Here is a 17,306-nt window from a genome sequence, read left to right as displayed (position 1 = left end):
TTGTCATTTATTTTCCTAATTCCATTTTATACTGTTCAATCGCCATTTTTGACATATATGAATCATTTTTCATTTTTTGTATTATATCTGATGCTTTGTTTAATTCTTTTTTACTATTAGCAATTCCTTCTTTATCGTTAGCTAACTTTACATTTGAATTTAATTCAGGATCATTTTCTTTCATCCAATTTAAAATTAAATCTCTTATTCCAAAACTTTGTGAGTCAGCCATGACCTTTGCATATTCGCCGTCTAGCATTCCTTGAAAAATATCGTGTGCATTGCTTTCTTCTTCTGGTTTTGCAGATTGCCGCATGCTTTTTATCATCATATCGATATAGAGTGTTTCAAATTCTTTTGCGACGTTTTCTGCTTCTTTTAACTTTTGATCTTTTTTTGATAAATTTTTTACAGTCTGTGAAGGCTCGTCATTTTTGTTATCTGTATTTAATTCAGAATTATTTTTAACTTTTTGCAAAACATCAAGTGAACCAATTCTCATTGTCAGTTCCTCACTTATTACATAAGTTTAATTTGTGCTTTAATTGCTTTTGCTATTTCTAATGTTTGCATTATTGATACGATATCTTTAGGTCCTGCACCTAAATTGTTAAGTGCCCGAACAAGATCAGCAACCGAAGTGGTAGCGGAAATTTCACCAACTTTTGCTGTTTTCTTTTCAACTTGAATTTCTAATCTGCCATGACTGATTGCTACAGGCTCAATAATGACATTATTACCAGAAATTATTGTTCCCGTCCTTTCATTAATGACAACAATAGCAACAGAGTCGGGAGTGACTTTTATTTGTTCTAATATTGACATAAAAGCAACAGGATTAAAGCTTGGATTGTTTCGTGTGACTTTATTTGGAATTTTTACCGAAATAAGTCCTGCATTAATTGGATCTGCGATAAATTCTCCAAAATATTCATTAAGAGCTTTTGCTACGCGATTTGCTGTTGTAAAGTCAGCACTTCTTAAACTTAATTCAATGTTATTATTGCTAATAAATGTAGAAAGAAATTCTTTTTCGACAATGCCAGTATTTGTTAAAGAAACAGTTTTAGGGGTTGAGCTGCGTGCTGCTTGGCCTGCTCCGCCTTCAGCTCCCGCCATAGATGTGCCTTGGCTTATAGTCCCTTGCGCTGTCGCATAAACTTGTCCATCGACAGCAGTTAATGTAGTCAATAAAAGCGTGCCTCCTTCTAAACTTTGTGCATCACCAATACTTGAAATACGTATGTCGAGTTTATCGCCAATGCGTGCAAAAGCGGGTAACACAGCAGTAACAACAACTATTGCAATATTTTTTGTGATGACTTCTGTTGGTGCCACAGTCATTCCAAGGCGGGTAAAGACTGTTGACGTTGCTTTGTTGGTTGCAATACTCGCTTTGCTGTCACCCGTTCCTTGCAATCCAACCACAAGTCCAATTCCTGAAAGAGAGTTTCCTCTCACTCCTCTCACTTCAACAAGATCTTTGAGTCTGACTGGAAGTTCGCTTTCTTCAGCATGTGAATTAAATTGAAGGAAAATTAAATTAATGAGAAAGATCTGGCTTCCTAAAATGAAGAAGATTAAATAATTTCTCAATCGAATTCTCCTTTAACAAGGTGAAAAATTATTTTGCGGGTGCTTTGCCTGCGCCTGCATTGCCTGTGGATTTACCGCTTTTCCCTTTACCGCCGGCAGAATCTTGCGGTGGGCCATCAATGATGACTGCTGATTCAAGAATTTTTTTAGCTTGAGCTGTTTCTGCATCGAGGCGACTTCGATCTTTTTTAAGTCTATCTGCTTCATCTTTAAGAGATTTTTCTTGTTCTTTTAAAGCATTCTTTTGTGTTTCTAGTTCTTTCTTTTGTCCATCAAGAGAAGCCATTGCAGTATTGAGATCAGGAGCATAGCCAGAAAGCTTTCTTGAGACAGTAAGATCCCAGCCTGCTGCAGAGTAGTCGCTTACCTGTCCACTATTATTTTCAGTAACAGCAATTTGCGTTATTTCTTTTGCATCGACTTCAAATTTATTAAGACTGCGTTGAGGAATTTTAGCCATAACGAGTAGACTTTTTGTTTCTCCGGTTTCACTGACATAGGTTTTGCTTCCTCTTAAGTAAACATCCCCCCCCGGTTCAAACCCAACCACTTCAAATTTCATAGATTTAATGGGGTCGTATTTTTGAGACGAAGCCCCAGCCCCCGCTTGAGGAGCTGTATCAGGTTTGTATTGAAGATCTTCTGGAATATTGACTGTGATAATTTCACCGACGTGAGCTGGCTGAAAATCGGTGGCAAGAGATTTAGGCTGCATTGAATCAGCCCATATGCTTCCTGAGGTCGATCCCGCCTCTCTCGATTTGATAGATAAATTTTCTCTCTTAATAAATAACTGTTCTTGGTTACGTGGATTTTCTGTTGAGTTATTTCGTTCAATTTTTTTTTCTAAGCTGTCACTTTGCGGGTCATTTAAATTTCCAACTAGAGGACGTGGAGTGAAATTCTGAGCAGAGGCATTAAAAGTGGGAGTGCAGCTAGAAAAAAATATAATCAGTGCAATAATTACAAAAAGAAATGTGAGTCGTAAAACAAATTTTTTAGATGTAGGTTCAGGAATATTGTCGAATGCTGTCGAAACTTTTTTACTAGTGCTGTTACCTTTGTCAAAGGCATATTCAACTGAACTTAAATATTTATCAATTGTTGAAAACCAAACATTGCTATCACTCGATGAGTTTTTAACTTCATGCTCAGGTTTTCTATGAACTCTTTTTTTAGCATTAACCTTTTTTTCTTGGTTTGCTTTTATTTGTAAAGTTTCGGTATATCCCTCTTCTTCATTTAAGCAGATGGAATCGAGATCTTTAATTATTTTTGCATATTTGTTATTTGATTGCATATTCAACCTCACCTGGCGCAATCACTGTTCCTTCAATGATCCCTGTAGGGCGAAAAGCAGAGCTTTTCTCAAACCAGTCGTTTATTTGAACACGAATTATTTCTCCTAGTCCACCGTTTGAAAGTGATTTTCCAAATGTTTGAATGGTGAGAGCCTGTGTGGGTTTGTATGTAATACGTGTTTTTTCTCCTGTATGTACGAAGATCTCTTGAGATAAGTTTTTTCCATCGATTTCTTGCCCAGGTTTTAAGTCCTTATTTGTTTTTTTATTTAGAAATAATTTTAATTGATCCATTGCTTCTTGTGCGGAAGCAAAAGAGATTCTAGGCATACATTTATCATCACCTGTTATACATGTTTTTATTTCAGTATTTTGTGAATTTAAAATAGAATTCAGGATAATGCCTTGTTTTGCTGAAATAAAGTAGATTAATTTTTTATCTGTTACTTCAATTTTCCAAACGGAGTTTTTTAAGTTTGTAGAACTCACATCAAATGAATATTCAACAGTATAGTCATTTTTTTTTATTGATTTTCTGATAGATGGATAAATAATCTCATTCAGATCTGTTCCAGAAATATGACATTGAAGACAATTTACATTTAAAATAATGTCTTTATCACTTGGATTTTTTTGTAACTGATTTTCAATTATAATACTTTCTTCATAGCCATTTTTTTTTAATACTTGCACAATTAAATCTTTTTGAATTTCTGCCATTATTTGCTCATGAGCTAGGTTTTTATATTCAACATAGATTTGAGGAGGTACAGAAATCATGAATCACCTTATTTATTTCATTTGATTTGTAGATGCTAACATTTCATCGCCAGTTTTAATAACTTTACTATTTAACTCATAGGCTCTTTGTCCTACAATCAATTGTACCATTTCTTCTACAATATTTACGTTACTTGTTTCGAGTTCTCCTTGATCAATGGTACCAACACCATTTTCGCCGGGGATTGAAACAATGGCTTCGCCAGATGCTGGTGTTGCTGTGTATAAATTTCGCCCCATTGAGTTTAATCCAGCTGGGTTTATAAAATTTGCCAGTTGAATTTGCCCTAAATTTCTTGGTTCATATTCTCCACTGACTTTGGCTGTCACAACTCCATCAATGGCTATCCTCAAATGCAGCGTATTTGAAGGAACAACAATTTCAGGTAACAAAGGCAACCCTTCAGAAGTTACAATTCTTCCATCCGCACTTCTGCGAAATGTTCCATCCCTTGTATATGCAATGTTCCCATCCGGAAGTTGAATCCTAAAAAAACCTTTGCCCATAATAGCCATGTCTGTATCTTTATTGGTGATTTTAATTGCTCCTTCGTCAAATGACTTTTCTACAGATACAAGCTTTGACCCATTACCAATTTGAATTCCACTGGGAGCAATCGTTCCTGTGGTTGTTTGTAAACCTGGTGCGCGTATATTTTGGTAAAGAAGATCATGGAAATAAGCTTTGCTTCCTTTAAAACCGATTGTATTGACGTTGGCCATATTGTTTGAAAGCGTGTCTATCAATCTTTGTTGGGAATCCATACCTGTTGCAGCGGTATTTAAACTGCGAAGCATAGTCTTTCTCCTTCTTAGAGGTCAAAATATTTCTATTTCTTCTTGCAGGTTAATTTGTTTTAGTGTGAATGTTGTATGAAAACATTGCAGGTATCTGAATAACCATAGGAAATTTTGAAGCAGGGAGTTTTGATTATGTTTCAAGAACGTGCAGAAAATATAAGAAGTTTCGATGGAAATGAACTCTTTTTTCGTGTTTATACTCCTGCAAAAAAAGATCAGAGAGAGTCAAAACTTGAGGGAGTCGTTCTTGCCGTTCACGGTTTTGGTGAACACAGTGGGCGATATGCGCATGTCGCAAGAGCTGTCTGCTCGAAAAATCTTGCCTTTGCAATTTTTGATATCAGAGGGCATGGTAAATCGGGGCCAGCTAGAGGGGATGCGGAAAATCTTCATGCCATGGTTTTAGACGTGATTTTTATGACAAATCATGTTAAAGAAATTCTTGGTTTGACTAGACAAAAAAATTCTTTTTTTGGTTTATTTGGACACAGTTTTGGTTCGTTGCTTGCAACGTATGCTGCAGCGCATTTGGCCGATTCTTGTCCTCCACTTTTTTTGAGTTCTCCCTGTTATGGTGTTAAGCAAAATATACCTGTTTGGAAAAGATTTCTTGCAACAAAAGTGGCAAAATATCTTCCTAATTTGGTTGCACCTATTGGCATAAAACCAGATACTTTATCAAATAATCCTGATAATAATGAGGCGGCACGACATGATCATTTGATTTTAACACATATAACGGCAAGGATGGGAAATACTTTCCTTGGAGCTCTTGATGAGAAAAAAATTGTCCAAGCAATTAGACTTATTCGTGCACCTGTTACGGTTGTTGCCGCTGCTGATGATAAATTAGTAAAAATTGAAGTGACAAAAAAATGTGTGCCCTATTTTTCTCATATTGGCAGTTCTTTCAAAATCATTGAAGGTGCGGGCCATGAGATATTTAACGAAACTGAACAATGTCGATCTCAAGCAATATCAGATCTATTAAACTGGATTGAAAAAAGTGGTTGAGCAAAGAAAGAAATGGAACTTAATTAATGATTCGGATCGAGAATTTATGCAAAGCATATGCTGCAAAAGTATTATTCCAAAATACAACTTATCATTTTCCAGAAGCCGAAAGAGTCGCTCTTGTTGGGCCAAACGGTGCAGGAAAGTCAACTTTATTAAATATTATTTGTGGAATTGATGAGGCAGATACAGGACAAATAGTTAAACCTGCTAAAGTAAATTTAGGCTATTTGCCGCAGGAGCCCAATGCAAATCCCAAACCAACATTGCTTGAAGAGTGTGTTGATGGGGCTATTAAATTACGTGAATTAAAGAGACTTCTTGATAATATTCTTGAACAAATGGAGAATAATTATAGCGAAGAAGTGCATAAAAAATATGAAAAAATTGAAAATGATTTTCGTGAAGCGGGAGGCTATGCACTTGAAGCCAGAGCGAAAGGAATTCTGCTAGGACTTGGGTTCCGAGATTTTCAGTTTATAAAAAATCCTAAGGAGCTGTCCGGTGGATGGAGAATGCGTCTCGAATTGGCGCGTGTGTTTTTAAATGATCCCGATTTTTTAGTGTTAGACGAACCCACTAACCATTTAGACTTACCAAGTTTAATTTGGGTTGAAAAGTTTTTGCAAAGTTTTCAAGGGACGCTTTTATTTGTTTCACATGACAGATCTTTGTTAAATAGACTGTCAACTGTTACTTTACATTTAAACAATGGAAAGCTTACTCCCTATAAAGGTAATTTTGATTCCTTTTTAGAGCAACGTGAACACCGCTTAGAACTTGAAGCGGCACAAGCAGATCGTTTGAAAAAAAGAATGGAAGAAGTGCAGCGCTTTGTTGACAGATTTAAAGCAAAAGCATCAAAAGCAAAACAAGCGCAAAGTCGTGTTAAAATGCTAGCACGTATGAAAGAGCTTGAAGGCACATTTGATCTTGATAATGCGGTAGATGAAATTTCTTTTTCATTGCCAAAAGCAATTGCAAGTGGACGAGAAGTTTTAACTGTTGAAAAGTTAAGCATTGGCTACGAATCTGTTTTGTCGAAAGACATTCATCTTAAAGTGGCACGTGGACAGAAAATTGCTATCATTGGTCCAAATGGAATTGGAAAATCAACATTATTAAAAACTATTTCATCTATTATTCGTCCTTTCGACGGTAATTTTGAATTGGGGCACAATGTTTCTTTAGCATTTTTTGCGCAAGATCAGTTAGATGTTCTTGATGAAAAACTAACAGTTTTAGAAAATGTCATGCGCAGTTCTGGGAATGTTTCTGAAAGACGCGCACGCAGTCTATTGGGTAGTTTTTTATTTAAAAGAGACGATGTTTTTAAACCAGTTAAAGTTTTATCTGGAGGAGAAAAAAGTCGTGTAGGTTTAGCGTGCTTATTATTGCAAGAAGCAAATTTTCTTTTGTTAGACGAGCCAACAAACCACTTAGATATGTCAAGTGCAGAAATTTTAGCGCAAGCTATTGATGAATATGATGGAACTGTTCTTTTTGTAAGTCATGACCGAAATTTCATAGACTCTATTTGTACACATGTGTTTGCTATGACAAACGATGGACGCTTTGCTTTGTTTGAAGGAAAGCTTGAGGATTATGAAAGGCTTGCTCCATTGTCTGGATTTCCTGATATTTTAAGTCCAGATAAAAGTTTAGAAATTGCAAAAATTTCAGATGAATATACGAAGCCTATTCAACTAAAACCTGCTGAAATTTCCCGTGAACAACAACAAGAACATAGAAAAGAAAAGCAAAGACTCGAAAAAATAAAAGAGAAAATTGATTTTGATATTTCTCAGTTAGCTTTAAAAGTAAAAGATATAGAAACTTTAATGGAGGCTGTCGATCATTCTGATTATTTACGTCTTGCAGAATTAAATAAAAGCCACGAAGACCTTAAACTCCAACTTTCCCATGCAGAAGAAGAATGGCTGGAAATAGAAGAGCAGTTAAACGCAATTAAATAATTTTAAAAATTGCGCTGATTTTTATTTTTTCTAAAAAGAAGAATGCTTATTTTTATGCATTCTTCTTTTTTTTGATTCTTACTTAAATAAACAATGCTTAATTTAAATGCGTTTTGTTTAGATGACAATTGTTTAGTATTATATATAGCTTACCAAAAATTTGTAATTTTAAGCGCAATATAAATAAATTATTATACTTTTTCATAGCAAAAAATAATTAACGTAAAATAAATTGATATTTATAAAATAATATGCTTTATATTTGGTTGTTACGTTTTTTTTTAGAAATAATTTTCATAAGGAATAAAAAATGAAAAATAAATTATGTCTATTAACAGTTTCTTCATTTCTTTTAGCAACTGCAGTGGGCTGTGGTCTAAATGATAGAGTAGAAGATGAAAAAAAAGTTACATATCAAAATCAGGGAGCACACTTTAATACACCACTGATATATTTAATGGATAATGAACTCAGAGTTGCTGAAATAAAAAATAACAAAGGTGAAAAAGTTAAAACTTTTGCTGGGATTAGTTTTGAGTACGGTGATTCATCTCCAGTTGCAGCTATTGCCTTTAAGGTTGCAGAAAATAATAAAAGTCAAAAAAGTCTTAGCATAGAAGCTTATGATTCTAAAAAACAACCAAAATTTTGTGATGCTTTTGCATTAAAAATAAATGAAAGTCAAAATGCAATTGAAATATTAAAAAACAATCCATATTATAATATTAAATTGCCAAAGCAAATCACTTGTTCTTATAAATTAAAATCAAGTAAAGCAAAATTGCAAGACAATCGTTTGGATGTAAGTTTTAATCATACTATTGGTGAGTGGTTACATAGTGAACAATATTTGAATAATTTAAATGGCTTATCTCTGAATTTAAAGAATCATGCTTCAAAGGATATGGAGACTTTAAATTTATCTGATTTTAAAGATAGAGATGGTAAACCAGTTCAGATTACAACTCTCTCTCCAATCACAGCTCTCATCAACCTTAAAGAACTTACGGCTTCAAATATGAAAGGTGTTGACATTCCTGACTTGTCTAATCTTGATAAACTTGAATTCCTAGATCTTTCTATGAATGACTTAACAGAAATCCCTCCTAGTATTAAATGGTTAAAGAATTTAAAAAGTTTAAATTTAGGTCAAAATAAAATTAAAGAGATTCCTGAATTTCTTACGAAAATGAAATCTCTTGAAGTTGTAATCCTACAAAACAATGAAATTAAAGAAATTCCTGAGAGCACCAGAAAATGGCTTGATAAATTAAAAGTTAAAAATCTTGATGGCAATGTAGGTCAAGCAACTCAGTTTAAATAAAAAGAGCAACTATTTAAATATAATGTTAAAAAAACATCTCTACATAAGTGAGATGTTTTTTTTTAAGATATTTTTTTATAACGACACACTAAAAAAGTAACATCGTCCATGAGTTTATTTGGAAATGTGTATTCTCTAAATTCTTTGATGATTTCATTTTTTATTTCAGTTACAGAGTTTTCTGCCATTTTTAAAATAATCGTTTTTAAGCGACGTTCACTAAACTCTTCACCCGAAGTGTTGAGTGCTTCAATAAGTCCATCTGAAAAAATAATCAGGACATCTCCATTTTCTAACGTTACATTTCTTTGTTCGTATATTTGTGAAGACTGCTCTGGAGTAGGAGTCATGTCAAAGCCAAGTGGTTTGCCTTGAGCAATAAGTTTAGAAAGAGAGTTTTTCTCTTGTTTCTTTTTAATTGTAATTGGAAAGTTATGAGCTGCATTTGAGAATTCAATTGTTTTATTGATGGGATCGAGAACTGCTGCAAACATTGTCATGACTTTATTGCCATCCCCACTGTTACGTACAACAGAATCTAACTGAGACAATATCGCTTTTGTTGTTATGTCAGGCTGAGTGTGGATTGAGTCGCAGTAGCCTTTAACCACTGCAGTTAAAAGTGCACTGGCAGTGCCATGTCCAGTTACATCACCTAATAAAAGTAACAATCTATCGTTCGTTAATTTATAATAATTCCACCAATCTCCTGCACATTCATCTGCAGCTTCAAAGTGATTTGCTAACTCAAAGTCTCCAATTGTTCTGAAGTCTGATTTAGGCATAAGATTATTCTGTACGAGTCTTGCTGTTTCTTGTTCACTTATAAGTCTTTGTTGTTCTTTTTGCTCTTTTACAAATCTCATATTGTCGAGTGCATTTGAAACACTTATTTGTAATGCTCTAATGGCGCTATAAACAGACTCTGCAGCTGTGTATGAAAACTGATAAATTTGTCTTATATCCGAGATCTGAATAATTGCACAGACCTCTCCTGTTCCGTTGTCTGAAATGGAAAATCTTTTTTTACCTGTAGGATCTCCTTCGAAGTCATCAGGTGCTAGAAAAAGGTTTTCTCCTGTTTCCTCTGATTTTAAAATCTCGTGAAAGCCTTCCGCCGAAGCAAAGTGTAATAACGAATTTATAACATAAAATTCTGTGTTTAGATTTCTTTTTGCAATTTTAGATAATGATTCTGAAATTTGCTTTGCCAGATCTTCAATTGAAAAAGTACTTGATATTTTAATACCTTCTTCGGCAATATTTTTTAAATTTTCTTGATTTTCTTCTATTTGAGAACTCATAATATTAAAGTTTTTTACAAGATCTTTCATTTCATCACGACTTCCGTGTCGTTCAGGAATTTTTATAAATTTACCTCTTGAAATATTTAAGCTTGCTTGGCTAAGTTTTAAAATTGAATTTATAAGTGTTTTTCTTAGTAAGAGTCCAATTGCAAAAACAATCATCACGGTAATACAAAGAGTAAGGAAAACAACATTTCTTATCATTGCTTTTATTGCATTAGAAATATTTGAAGTGGAATAATCTAAGACAAAGTATCCAATTACTGAAGGCTCAGCATTTGCTCTTTTTCTATGAAGCATACTTCCTATTATGCGTGATGTTTCATTTGGCAGATTATCTTGATAAAGAAAATTTTCTTCATCATTATAGAGTTTTTTTTCGAGTGATTTTTTCTTATCTAAAGTAATAATATTTTCTGTTTCTTTAATTATACTTGCATTGTTTGAGTTAGATATCTTCCCCGTCTTGGGATCTTTATAAAGAAAGGTCACAAGAGTTGAGTCAGCATCAAATATATAAATTTTATTTGCATAATTATTTTCTATAATATTTGATAATGTTTCTTTAATTCCTGTTATATCAAATTCCCATAAATATCTTGTAACTGAAGGCAAAAATAAAGTATAAATAAGTTTGTGAGAGTTAAGTGCTTCAGCTCTTAAGTTTTTTTCCAGCATATAAATGGCTAAACTTGCAAAAGAAAGCATGACTACTAAAGTAGAACCTAGTAACCATGATAGAATTTTGGCAGTCAACCTCATAAATGCCTCAAAAAATTAAAATATTGCATTAATAATTTAAGCTGCAACATTTGGAGGGGGAGTCGGATCATCCTCAGGTAAAGTTTGTTCCCTTAATATTTGATCATAATGATCTGATTTTGATACTTGCTCCCACTTATATAGAACACCTGGTTTACCTTGAAACCAAAATTGTAGTCCAACTGAAGTGCATACATAACGCTCAAATGCAATCACTCGTGTTGTTTCGTTTGATAAATTTAATATGACTTTATTTCCAGTTAACTTAATTTTTAAGACCCTTTCATGCTTTGCTCCCTCTAGCCACAATAATGTACAATTTGAGGTCACAAGTTCGCGTAGCTTTTTTTGCAACGTAAAAAAGATCATATTATTTGCCTCCTGGCATATACAAAGAAGCTTCTTGCTCCTTTGGAATAAAAAAGTGTCTTTTGCAGACTCTTTTTTATTGCTTCACAATTGTTCGGAGAATAAGTGGGATAGTTAATGCGGTAAGAATTACCTTATGCTTAATTGCTTTTGACTTTTTTAATTATTAATATTAGAAGTATATTTGTTTCTTATTTAATTAAATATCTAAGGAGAGTTTCGCATTATAAAGAGTTTGTGATTCAGATAATTGAGCATTGAAATCAATTCCAATAAAAGGAATAAATGTTAAATGAATTCCTCCGATTCCATAATATTCTGTCCATGTTGAACTTTGCGAAATATGAATTGTTGCACCATTATTTGTAAAATCTGCATTTGTACTTGCATTAGACCAATTTGCTCCAGCACCAATATAGGGTTTTAAGAATGGAATTGCAGCTCCAATTAAGATTTCTGCATTTGTTGATGAAGCTGTAAATGGCTCATAGTTTGCAATTTGTGTATATCCCACACGTGCTGCAAATGAGAGAGGTAGAAGTTTGGGTTTAATTGCCAATTGAAATCCTACACCTGAAAGCTCAATTTTACTATTTGGAATTTGTGCATAATTTACTGCGATATCGAGACCAAATGGAATACCAATTTGGGCAATAATTCTTGGAAAAATTATTGAATCAGGAAAGTCGGCACTGCCATTTGTATAAGTTGATAATGAAGTTTTAGCCGAGCTTGGCGTATCGAAGTAAGTAACACCGGCTCCAGCTGATATTGACAGTGGTATTATTCTGCCTGAAGATGCTCCTGGAAAAGACATAAATTGAAATCGAGATGCATTCACTATTGGGCGGACGATATTATCATAATCATTCTGTGGTATTTGCGCAGTAAATTGATAGTTGAGTGAATTTGCATATACTACTTGAAATGAATGAAGTGAAAGCGCAGTGCAGAACAATGTGAATATTTTGCGTGATATATTCATTTTTTTAAGAAACATTACTTTTCCTTTCAAAAAAGATCCCAATATTTTTTATGTGAGCGGTAAATTTTTATCAAGTATTTCTTTTAATGTTTGATTAGATATTGGTTTTGGAAGAAATCCACTGGTATATTTCATCATAATTTCCATTATTGAATTTGGAATATCATCTTCATCTGCACCAGTGATAAAAATAAAAGGAACTGTTGGAAAGTTTAGCTTAAATTCTTTCATTAGCTCTATTCCACTTTCATTGTTTAAAAATAAATCAGAGAGAATGAGTTTTATTTCTTTTTGTTTAGATATATCTCTTGCTTCCTGTATTGAAGAAGCAGCGCAAACACCATAGCCAAGTTTACTTATTTTAATACTTAATATTGCACGAAGATCTTTTTCATCATCAACAATAAGTACGTATTTTAAGGGAGCATTTATTTTATTTTCTTCTGTTAAATGAAGGGGTTGCGGAACGGCGTTACCTGTTATTTCTGAAATTGCATGCAAAATATCATCACAAGCTAATGATATCTTAAATACAGGAGATCCTTCGTTACTTTTACCATAAGAGGCTTCACACTGAATACGTGCAGCTGTTTTTGCAGTATAGTGAAATACATTTGCAATATCGGTATGCTCTGTTTTATCTGTATAAGTCAATGCTTCTGGATTAATTCTTGAATCACTATTTGGCTCGATCCATATATATAAGTTAAGTTGATTTTTATATTTTGGATTATTTGGATTCTTATTTTTTTCAATCTTCCCTAAGCACATCGATTGAATATTTTTATTAGGTGTTTGCCATTCAGAAAGAAGTTTCCATAAATGGACCCACATTTGTTCAAAAATAATATGATCAACTTGAATATTTACACTTGGAATTTGTAACGCTGACCACTGTAGCGTTTTACGTGGTTGTTGAGTTAAATCTTGAATACGCTGAACAAGACTTCTAATATTAAAATCTTTTAACGTGATTTTTGTTTTTCCTCTTAATGATCGAATGCGATTCATTATTCCTGTCATATATTCCGTATTTGCTATAAGTTTTCCTTGCACTACATGCATTTCGCTATGAACTTGTGTAAAAGTTTTAGGTATATGCTGAGCAATATCATCTAATAGTTCTGTGTAGCCATGGACTTTTGCAAATGCGTTCATCATTTCGTGAAAGCTCCAAACGCTCAACTGCCCAATTGTTGCAAGTAGTTCCAATTGATTTTCATTTGTTTCATCGCTTGTTACTATAGCTGTTTCTTTAGTTGGCATTTCGTTTACAAGCTTTAAAACCATTTCTCGAAGTGTCTTGATATTTTCTTTAATTTCTAATTTTTCTGTATCTGTTATTTCCTTTTTTTCGAGCCGAATACGATTAAATTGAGCATCAATGACACTGACTATAAAATAAACGATTTGATTCTGATTACAGGTTGAGGCAAAGTTTTTTATTGAAGTGCTTGCTCTGTATATTGCATCAAAAAATTCTGGTTTTGCCCCTTCTTTCATTAGAACTGTAGCAACTCCGTTAAGTTCTTGAATTTTTTGCTTTGCATTTATAACAAAAGCATGAATGATTTCATTTTCAGATAAGTTTTCAGACATACTATAAGAGCCCCTTATTTGAGCAAAACTTTGGGTACTCTTAGTTTAACCTGTTTTTTAGAATTTTATGTGCCAATTTTACGTGTTGAACAGTTTGCTATCTCTCCTGAATCGATTCCGCTGTTTTCAAGGGAAGCAGCAGCAAGGTGACGGGAACGAAAGGTTATAAAGGGATATGTTTCTTTAGCTTCTTTAGGAGCATACCCTATAATTGCTTTGCAAAAAAAACCTTTTAGAAAACGTTCTACTTTAACAAACTCTGAATGAGTCTCTGGACTAAATGTGCAGTTAACACAATTAAACATAATGCTATATGGGGTATGCCACATCATTAGAATATTTTGTAACTTTGATTTTAATATTTGTATGTCCGCATTATTTGAAAAATCTACATGTTCTGCAAAAGTTATTTCCATAACATGTGCATTAAAATCGTTGTCTATTTGTATTGAACTTCTTAAATCACCTTTAACTTTTTGAATGCCTCTGCCTCGAGCGAGTCCAGTTTGTTTTATTGCATTTTCGTACCCAAATATCATTTCTATTTTAACATGGGGCTTTTTTAATTCATCTTCATAAAATCCAATTATTTTTCTCATAAAAAAGTTTTTAAAAAATTTAAGGGTATTTTCAAATGCAGGGATTAATTCAGGTTTAATGTCAAAATCTCTGAAGTCAATTAAACATGTATAAGGCGAATGCCATGATTTTAAATTTGCAATCCATAAATTTTTTAAATTCAAAATATCTTCATTTGAATGAACATGATATCCTTCAGGAAAGAATATTTCTAAAACACGCGCCGAAAAGTGATTTTCAAATTCAATTTTTTTACTCATAAAAAGACCTCGATCATATTTTTGACTATTTTTATTTAATTTTTCACAATGAACCGACTCTCCGAAGGTATTGTGATTTCCAATTATAACATACTACAAGGGCTTGACTGAGGCGAGATATAAAATCTATTGAACATTTGCGGCGTTTAATTTGCAGGAAGGATGATATGAAATCACTGTTTTTATTTTATACTCAAGGAGAAGCTGGCGCTCCTCATTATTTGAGTCGCACAGGTGAACAAGGTGCTGAAACTTTAACGGAAACAATATTTTCGTTTTTAACAGAGAGTCTTCATTTGGATTTAAAGTCAACTTTAGATGAAAGAATTAATTCTCTTAATGAAGATGTTAAGTGGCGTTCATTTAAAGATAAATCTTTATTTTTAGAAGCTGTAAAAACTTCTGTCAATTTATTTTCCGAGCTTATTATTATATCGGGTAGTGATGACAGAACTCTTAAAACAACGGAATTTCTTGCAAAAAAATTAGCACTTCCAGCTTGTGTTGACGAGAGGATTGATAGACATTCTTTATTAAAACCAGAGCTTGGAACTCTCCAAGAGGCTTTAACTGATTTTACGCAGCATTTAAATGAAGATTTAAATCCTGCTCTTGTTCTTGTGGGAACATCTCTAAATGCTTTATTAGAATGGGTAAAGATGCAAGTTCCAAATAACACTCACGAAGACTTTGAAAAAATACTCAAAATGTCTTCTGAAAATGATATTATTCCATCTGTTTTAATAGCCGGATTTGAAAAAGAAGGTGAAAATATTCGATGGATTTTAGATATGCCAAATAACGCTTAAAGCCTTGTAACTTTAAGAATACCTATATTTAAATCTTTCTTTTCTGTATTTCCAGGTTCAAGTTTTAAAATATTTTGAGCTAAGCTGGTAAATTGTTCCATGCCCATATTTTTTTGTTGATTTGTAAATCCAGTCGGCATTTTTTGTGTCTCTTTTTTCATTTTACGCATCATAAAATAAATTGCAATTTTAGCATAAATTCTTGGGATTATAAAATGTGTGTCTTTAGGAGTGCTATTGAGCATTTTATTCATTTCTTCAAGAATATGTCTTGGTACATTGCGATCGAAACCTTTAGGAGTGAGCTTTTTCCAGTCAATTTCGAGCCAAAAACCAGAACCTCTGAGCTTATTAGGTGCAATAAATTTTTTAGAAATAAATTTCATAACAATGAGAGGAAGAAAAGCGAGAAGTCCATAGTATGAGTTTGTTCCAAATCCAAAGACGAGTGCAACAAATGAATATACTATATAGTCGGCAGTTAAAAGTTTAAACTTTTCGTTTGGCATTTTTTGGTAAAGTTGTAAAAGAAAATAAACTAATCCAGTGAGAGATCCAATTACTAAAAATAAAGTTCTAAAAATAAGCACTACAGTTTCCATATACCAACCATAATTTAATTGAGTAAAAATTTGTAAGATTTACAAATAGCTTTATCTAATGAGAGCATTTGTCGTATCTAGTCATTCGGGAAAATCCCAGCGCAGATATAGATTAGCATGAATTTTTATGCAATGACTTCTCAGCCTCAAGTCATTTGAATAAAAAAATCTTCTTTTCTTAAAAAACCAGGCTTTGGGCGATTTTTATATATATTTCTGCAAATTTCAAGCGCACCTTCTGCAAATAACTTTCTTGTGTAAGCTGTGTGTGTGATTTGTAGATTTTCGCTATGACTGCTCATCACGAGAGTGTGTTCTCCAATAACCTTTCCAACACGTAACGAAGAAATGCGCTCATGTTTGATACTTGCTGCATCTGCAAGAGTGAGAGCCGTTCCGCTTGGAGAATCTTTCTTTTGAGTATGATGGCTTTCATGAACAGCCAGATCGAATCCAAGTTTTTGAGCTAGATCACTTACACTCAAACCCAATGTTGTTTGGGCCTTTAAAAGCTCTTCAAATAGAAAAATGCCTTTTGAGAAATTTGAAACTAAGCAGATGGGTATTTTCTCTGAAACTTTTTGTAAAACTTCTTTTTGAACTTGAGAGTGTCCCGTTGTACCAACCACTAGGCCTCTTATTCTAGTAAGATAATCTTTATCTAATTCACTAATTATATTGCATAAATTAAAAGTTCCTTGTGGAAGACTTATATCGAGTAAAAGTAGATCCTGCGGAATATCAATTAATAATTGCTTGAAATTTTCAATACTTGAAAGATCTGAACGTAAAATTTTAACGAAAGATGTTTTCTCCTGCTCAAGTAGCTCACATGTAAGTAACCCTAATCGTCCTGAAGCTCCAATAATTCCAATAAACATAAAAAATCCTTATATATTAAGGTATTCAAGAACAGACCAGAGGATATAACGACTTTTAGCTTTTTCAAAGCAACTCTTTTGAGCAGTTTTAAGTAAATGAAAATACTTAATTAATTTTTTTTTCAAAAAACTCTTTGGAAAAATTTGACAAGTGATCGTGGTTTCTGTAGCTACATCCCTTACCAGCGGGAAGCGAAACTGAGAAATCAGTCTAACAACTCAACATAACTGGTAAAGTTATTTGACAAGAGAAGAGAGCAGAAACAGAGTGCGGGTCCTTAGAGGCTTTGAGTCAATCGGCGCAAGTTGAGAGATAAAGAGGCTTCGGGGCTCGAGATAAAAGACGAGCCGTCAAGAGAAA

At 33.4% G+C, this 17,306-nt stretch carries 16 protein-coding genes; 4 read left to right on the top strand and 12 right to left on the bottom strand.

Going from position 1 to position 17,306, the window contains the following annotated elements; genetic code table 11:
- Window positions 1–7: 7 nt before the first annotated feature.
- From GCL57_RS13050 to flgG, 5 genes are read right to left on the bottom strand one after another with little or no spacing between them, the layout of a single operon-like run.
- Window positions 8–502 carry a rod-binding protein gene (locus GCL57_RS13050; RefSeq protein ID WP_152213798.1) on the bottom strand — a complete coding sequence of 165 codons (495 nt, stop codon included), beginning with the start codon at window positions 500–502 and terminating at the stop codon, window positions 8–10.
- 17 nt (window positions 503–519) lie between these two features.
- Entirely contained in the window at window positions 520–1,596 is a 1,077-nt protein-coding gene (locus GCL57_RS13045) for a flagellar basal body P-ring protein FlgI (RefSeq protein WP_161597759.1), read from the bottom strand.
- A gap of 28 nt (window positions 1,597–1,624) precedes the next feature.
- On the bottom strand, window positions 1,625–2,896 hold the full coding sequence (locus GCL57_RS13040) for an FtsB/FtsL family cell division protein (RefSeq protein ID WP_152213796.1): 1,272 nt from the start codon (window positions 2,894–2,896) through the stop codon (window positions 1,625–1,627).
- Window positions 2,883–3,677 (bottom strand): flagella basal body P-ring formation protein FlgA, encoded by a 795-nt coding sequence (locus GCL57_RS13035; protein ID WP_152213795.1) that lies wholly within the window; start codon window positions 3,675–3,677, stop codon window positions 2,883–2,885. The genes GCL57_RS13040 and GCL57_RS13035 overlap by 14 nt, the downstream gene beginning before the upstream one ends.
- Before the next feature lie 12 nt (window positions 3,678–3,689).
- Window positions 3,690–4,475, bottom strand: a complete 786-nt coding sequence (gene flgG, locus GCL57_RS13030) for a flagellar basal-body rod protein FlgG (RefSeq protein ID WP_152213794.1) — start codon at window positions 4,473–4,475, stop codon at window positions 3,690–3,692.
- A gap of 135 nt (window positions 4,476–4,610) precedes the next feature.
- On the opposite strand from flgG, the gene GCL57_RS13025 reads away from it, so the two are divergent.
- The 3 genes from GCL57_RS13025 (at window position 4,611) to GCL57_RS13015 (ending at window position 8,792) form a co-directional block, all read left to right on the top strand.
- Entirely contained in the window at window positions 4,611–5,492 is an 882-nt protein-coding gene (locus tag GCL57_RS13025; RefSeq protein ID WP_152213793.1) for an alpha/beta fold hydrolase, read from the top strand.
- Between the two features lie 26 nt (window positions 5,493–5,518).
- Window positions 5,519–7,468 (top strand): ribosomal protection-like ABC-F family protein, encoded by a 1,950-nt coding sequence (abc-f, locus tag GCL57_RS13020; protein ID WP_152213792.1) that lies wholly within the window; start codon window positions 5,519–5,521, stop codon window positions 7,466–7,468.
- 310 nt (window positions 7,469–7,778) lie between these two features.
- A complete protein-coding gene (locus tag GCL57_RS13015) occupies window positions 7,779–8,792 on the top strand; it encodes a leucine-rich repeat domain-containing protein (protein WP_152213791.1) in 1,014 nt (337 codons plus the stop codon).
- Between the two features lie 62 nt (window positions 8,793–8,854).
- On the opposite strand, the gene GCL57_RS13010 is transcribed toward GCL57_RS13015, so the two are convergent.
- The 5 genes from GCL57_RS13010 to GCL57_RS12990 form a co-directional block, all read right to left on the bottom strand.
- Window positions 8,855–10,861, bottom strand: coding sequence for a SpoIIE family protein phosphatase (locus tag GCL57_RS13010; protein WP_152213790.1), 2,007 nt, complete (start codon window positions 10,859–10,861; stop codon window positions 8,855–8,857).
- Between the two features lie 36 nt (window positions 10,862–10,897).
- On the bottom strand, window positions 10,898–11,230 hold the full coding sequence (locus tag GCL57_RS13005) for a hypothetical protein (protein WP_152213789.1): 333 nt from the start codon (window positions 11,228–11,230) through the stop codon (window positions 10,898–10,900).
- A 199-nt stretch (window positions 11,231–11,429) separates the two neighbouring features.
- On the bottom strand, window positions 11,430–12,230 hold the full coding sequence (locus tag GCL57_RS13000; RefSeq protein ID WP_152213788.1) for a DUF6588 family protein: 801 nt from the start codon (window positions 12,228–12,230) through the stop codon (window positions 11,430–11,432).
- Window positions 12,231–12,263: 33 nt separating this feature from the next.
- A complete protein-coding gene (locus GCL57_RS12995) occupies window positions 12,264–13,814 on the bottom strand; it encodes a response regulator (protein ID WP_152213787.1) in 1,551 nt (516 codons plus the stop codon).
- 65 nt (window positions 13,815–13,879) lie between these two features.
- Window positions 13,880–14,653: a hypothetical protein gene (locus tag GCL57_RS12990; RefSeq protein ID WP_152213786.1), complete on the bottom strand. Its 774-nt coding sequence runs from the start codon at window positions 14,651–14,653 to the stop codon at window positions 13,880–13,882.
- Between the two features lie 167 nt (window positions 14,654–14,820).
- Between GCL57_RS12990 and GCL57_RS12985 the strand changes: the two genes are divergently transcribed.
- Window positions 14,821–15,462 (top strand): hypothetical protein, encoded by a 642-nt coding sequence (locus GCL57_RS12985; protein ID WP_152213785.1) that lies wholly within the window; start codon window positions 14,821–14,823, stop codon window positions 15,460–15,462.
- Here GCL57_RS12985 and GCL57_RS12980 read toward each other — a convergent pair.
- Together GCL57_RS12980 and GCL57_RS12975 are read right to left on the bottom strand one after the other, a co-directional pair.
- Window positions 15,459–16,064 carry a hypothetical protein gene (locus GCL57_RS12980; protein WP_152213784.1) on the bottom strand — a complete coding sequence of 202 codons (606 nt, stop codon included), beginning with the start codon at window positions 16,062–16,064 and terminating at the stop codon, window positions 15,459–15,461. The two genes, GCL57_RS12985 and GCL57_RS12980, sit on opposite strands and share 4 nt — an antisense overlap.
- Window positions 16,065–16,210: 146 nt before the next feature.
- Window positions 16,211–16,945 (bottom strand): 4-hydroxy-tetrahydrodipicolinate reductase, encoded by a 735-nt coding sequence (locus GCL57_RS12975; protein ID WP_152213783.1) that lies wholly within the window; start codon window positions 16,943–16,945, stop codon window positions 16,211–16,213.
- Window positions 16,946–17,306: the final 361 nt, after the last annotated feature.

Origin of the sequence: Fluviispira multicolorata, from assembly GCF_009208585.1 — a bacterium.
Classification (GTDB): Bacteria; Bdellovibrionota_B; Oligoflexia; order Silvanigrellales; family Silvanigrellaceae; genus Silvanigrella; species Silvanigrella multicolorata.
This window is presented reverse-complemented; position numbering and strand designations above follow the sequence as displayed.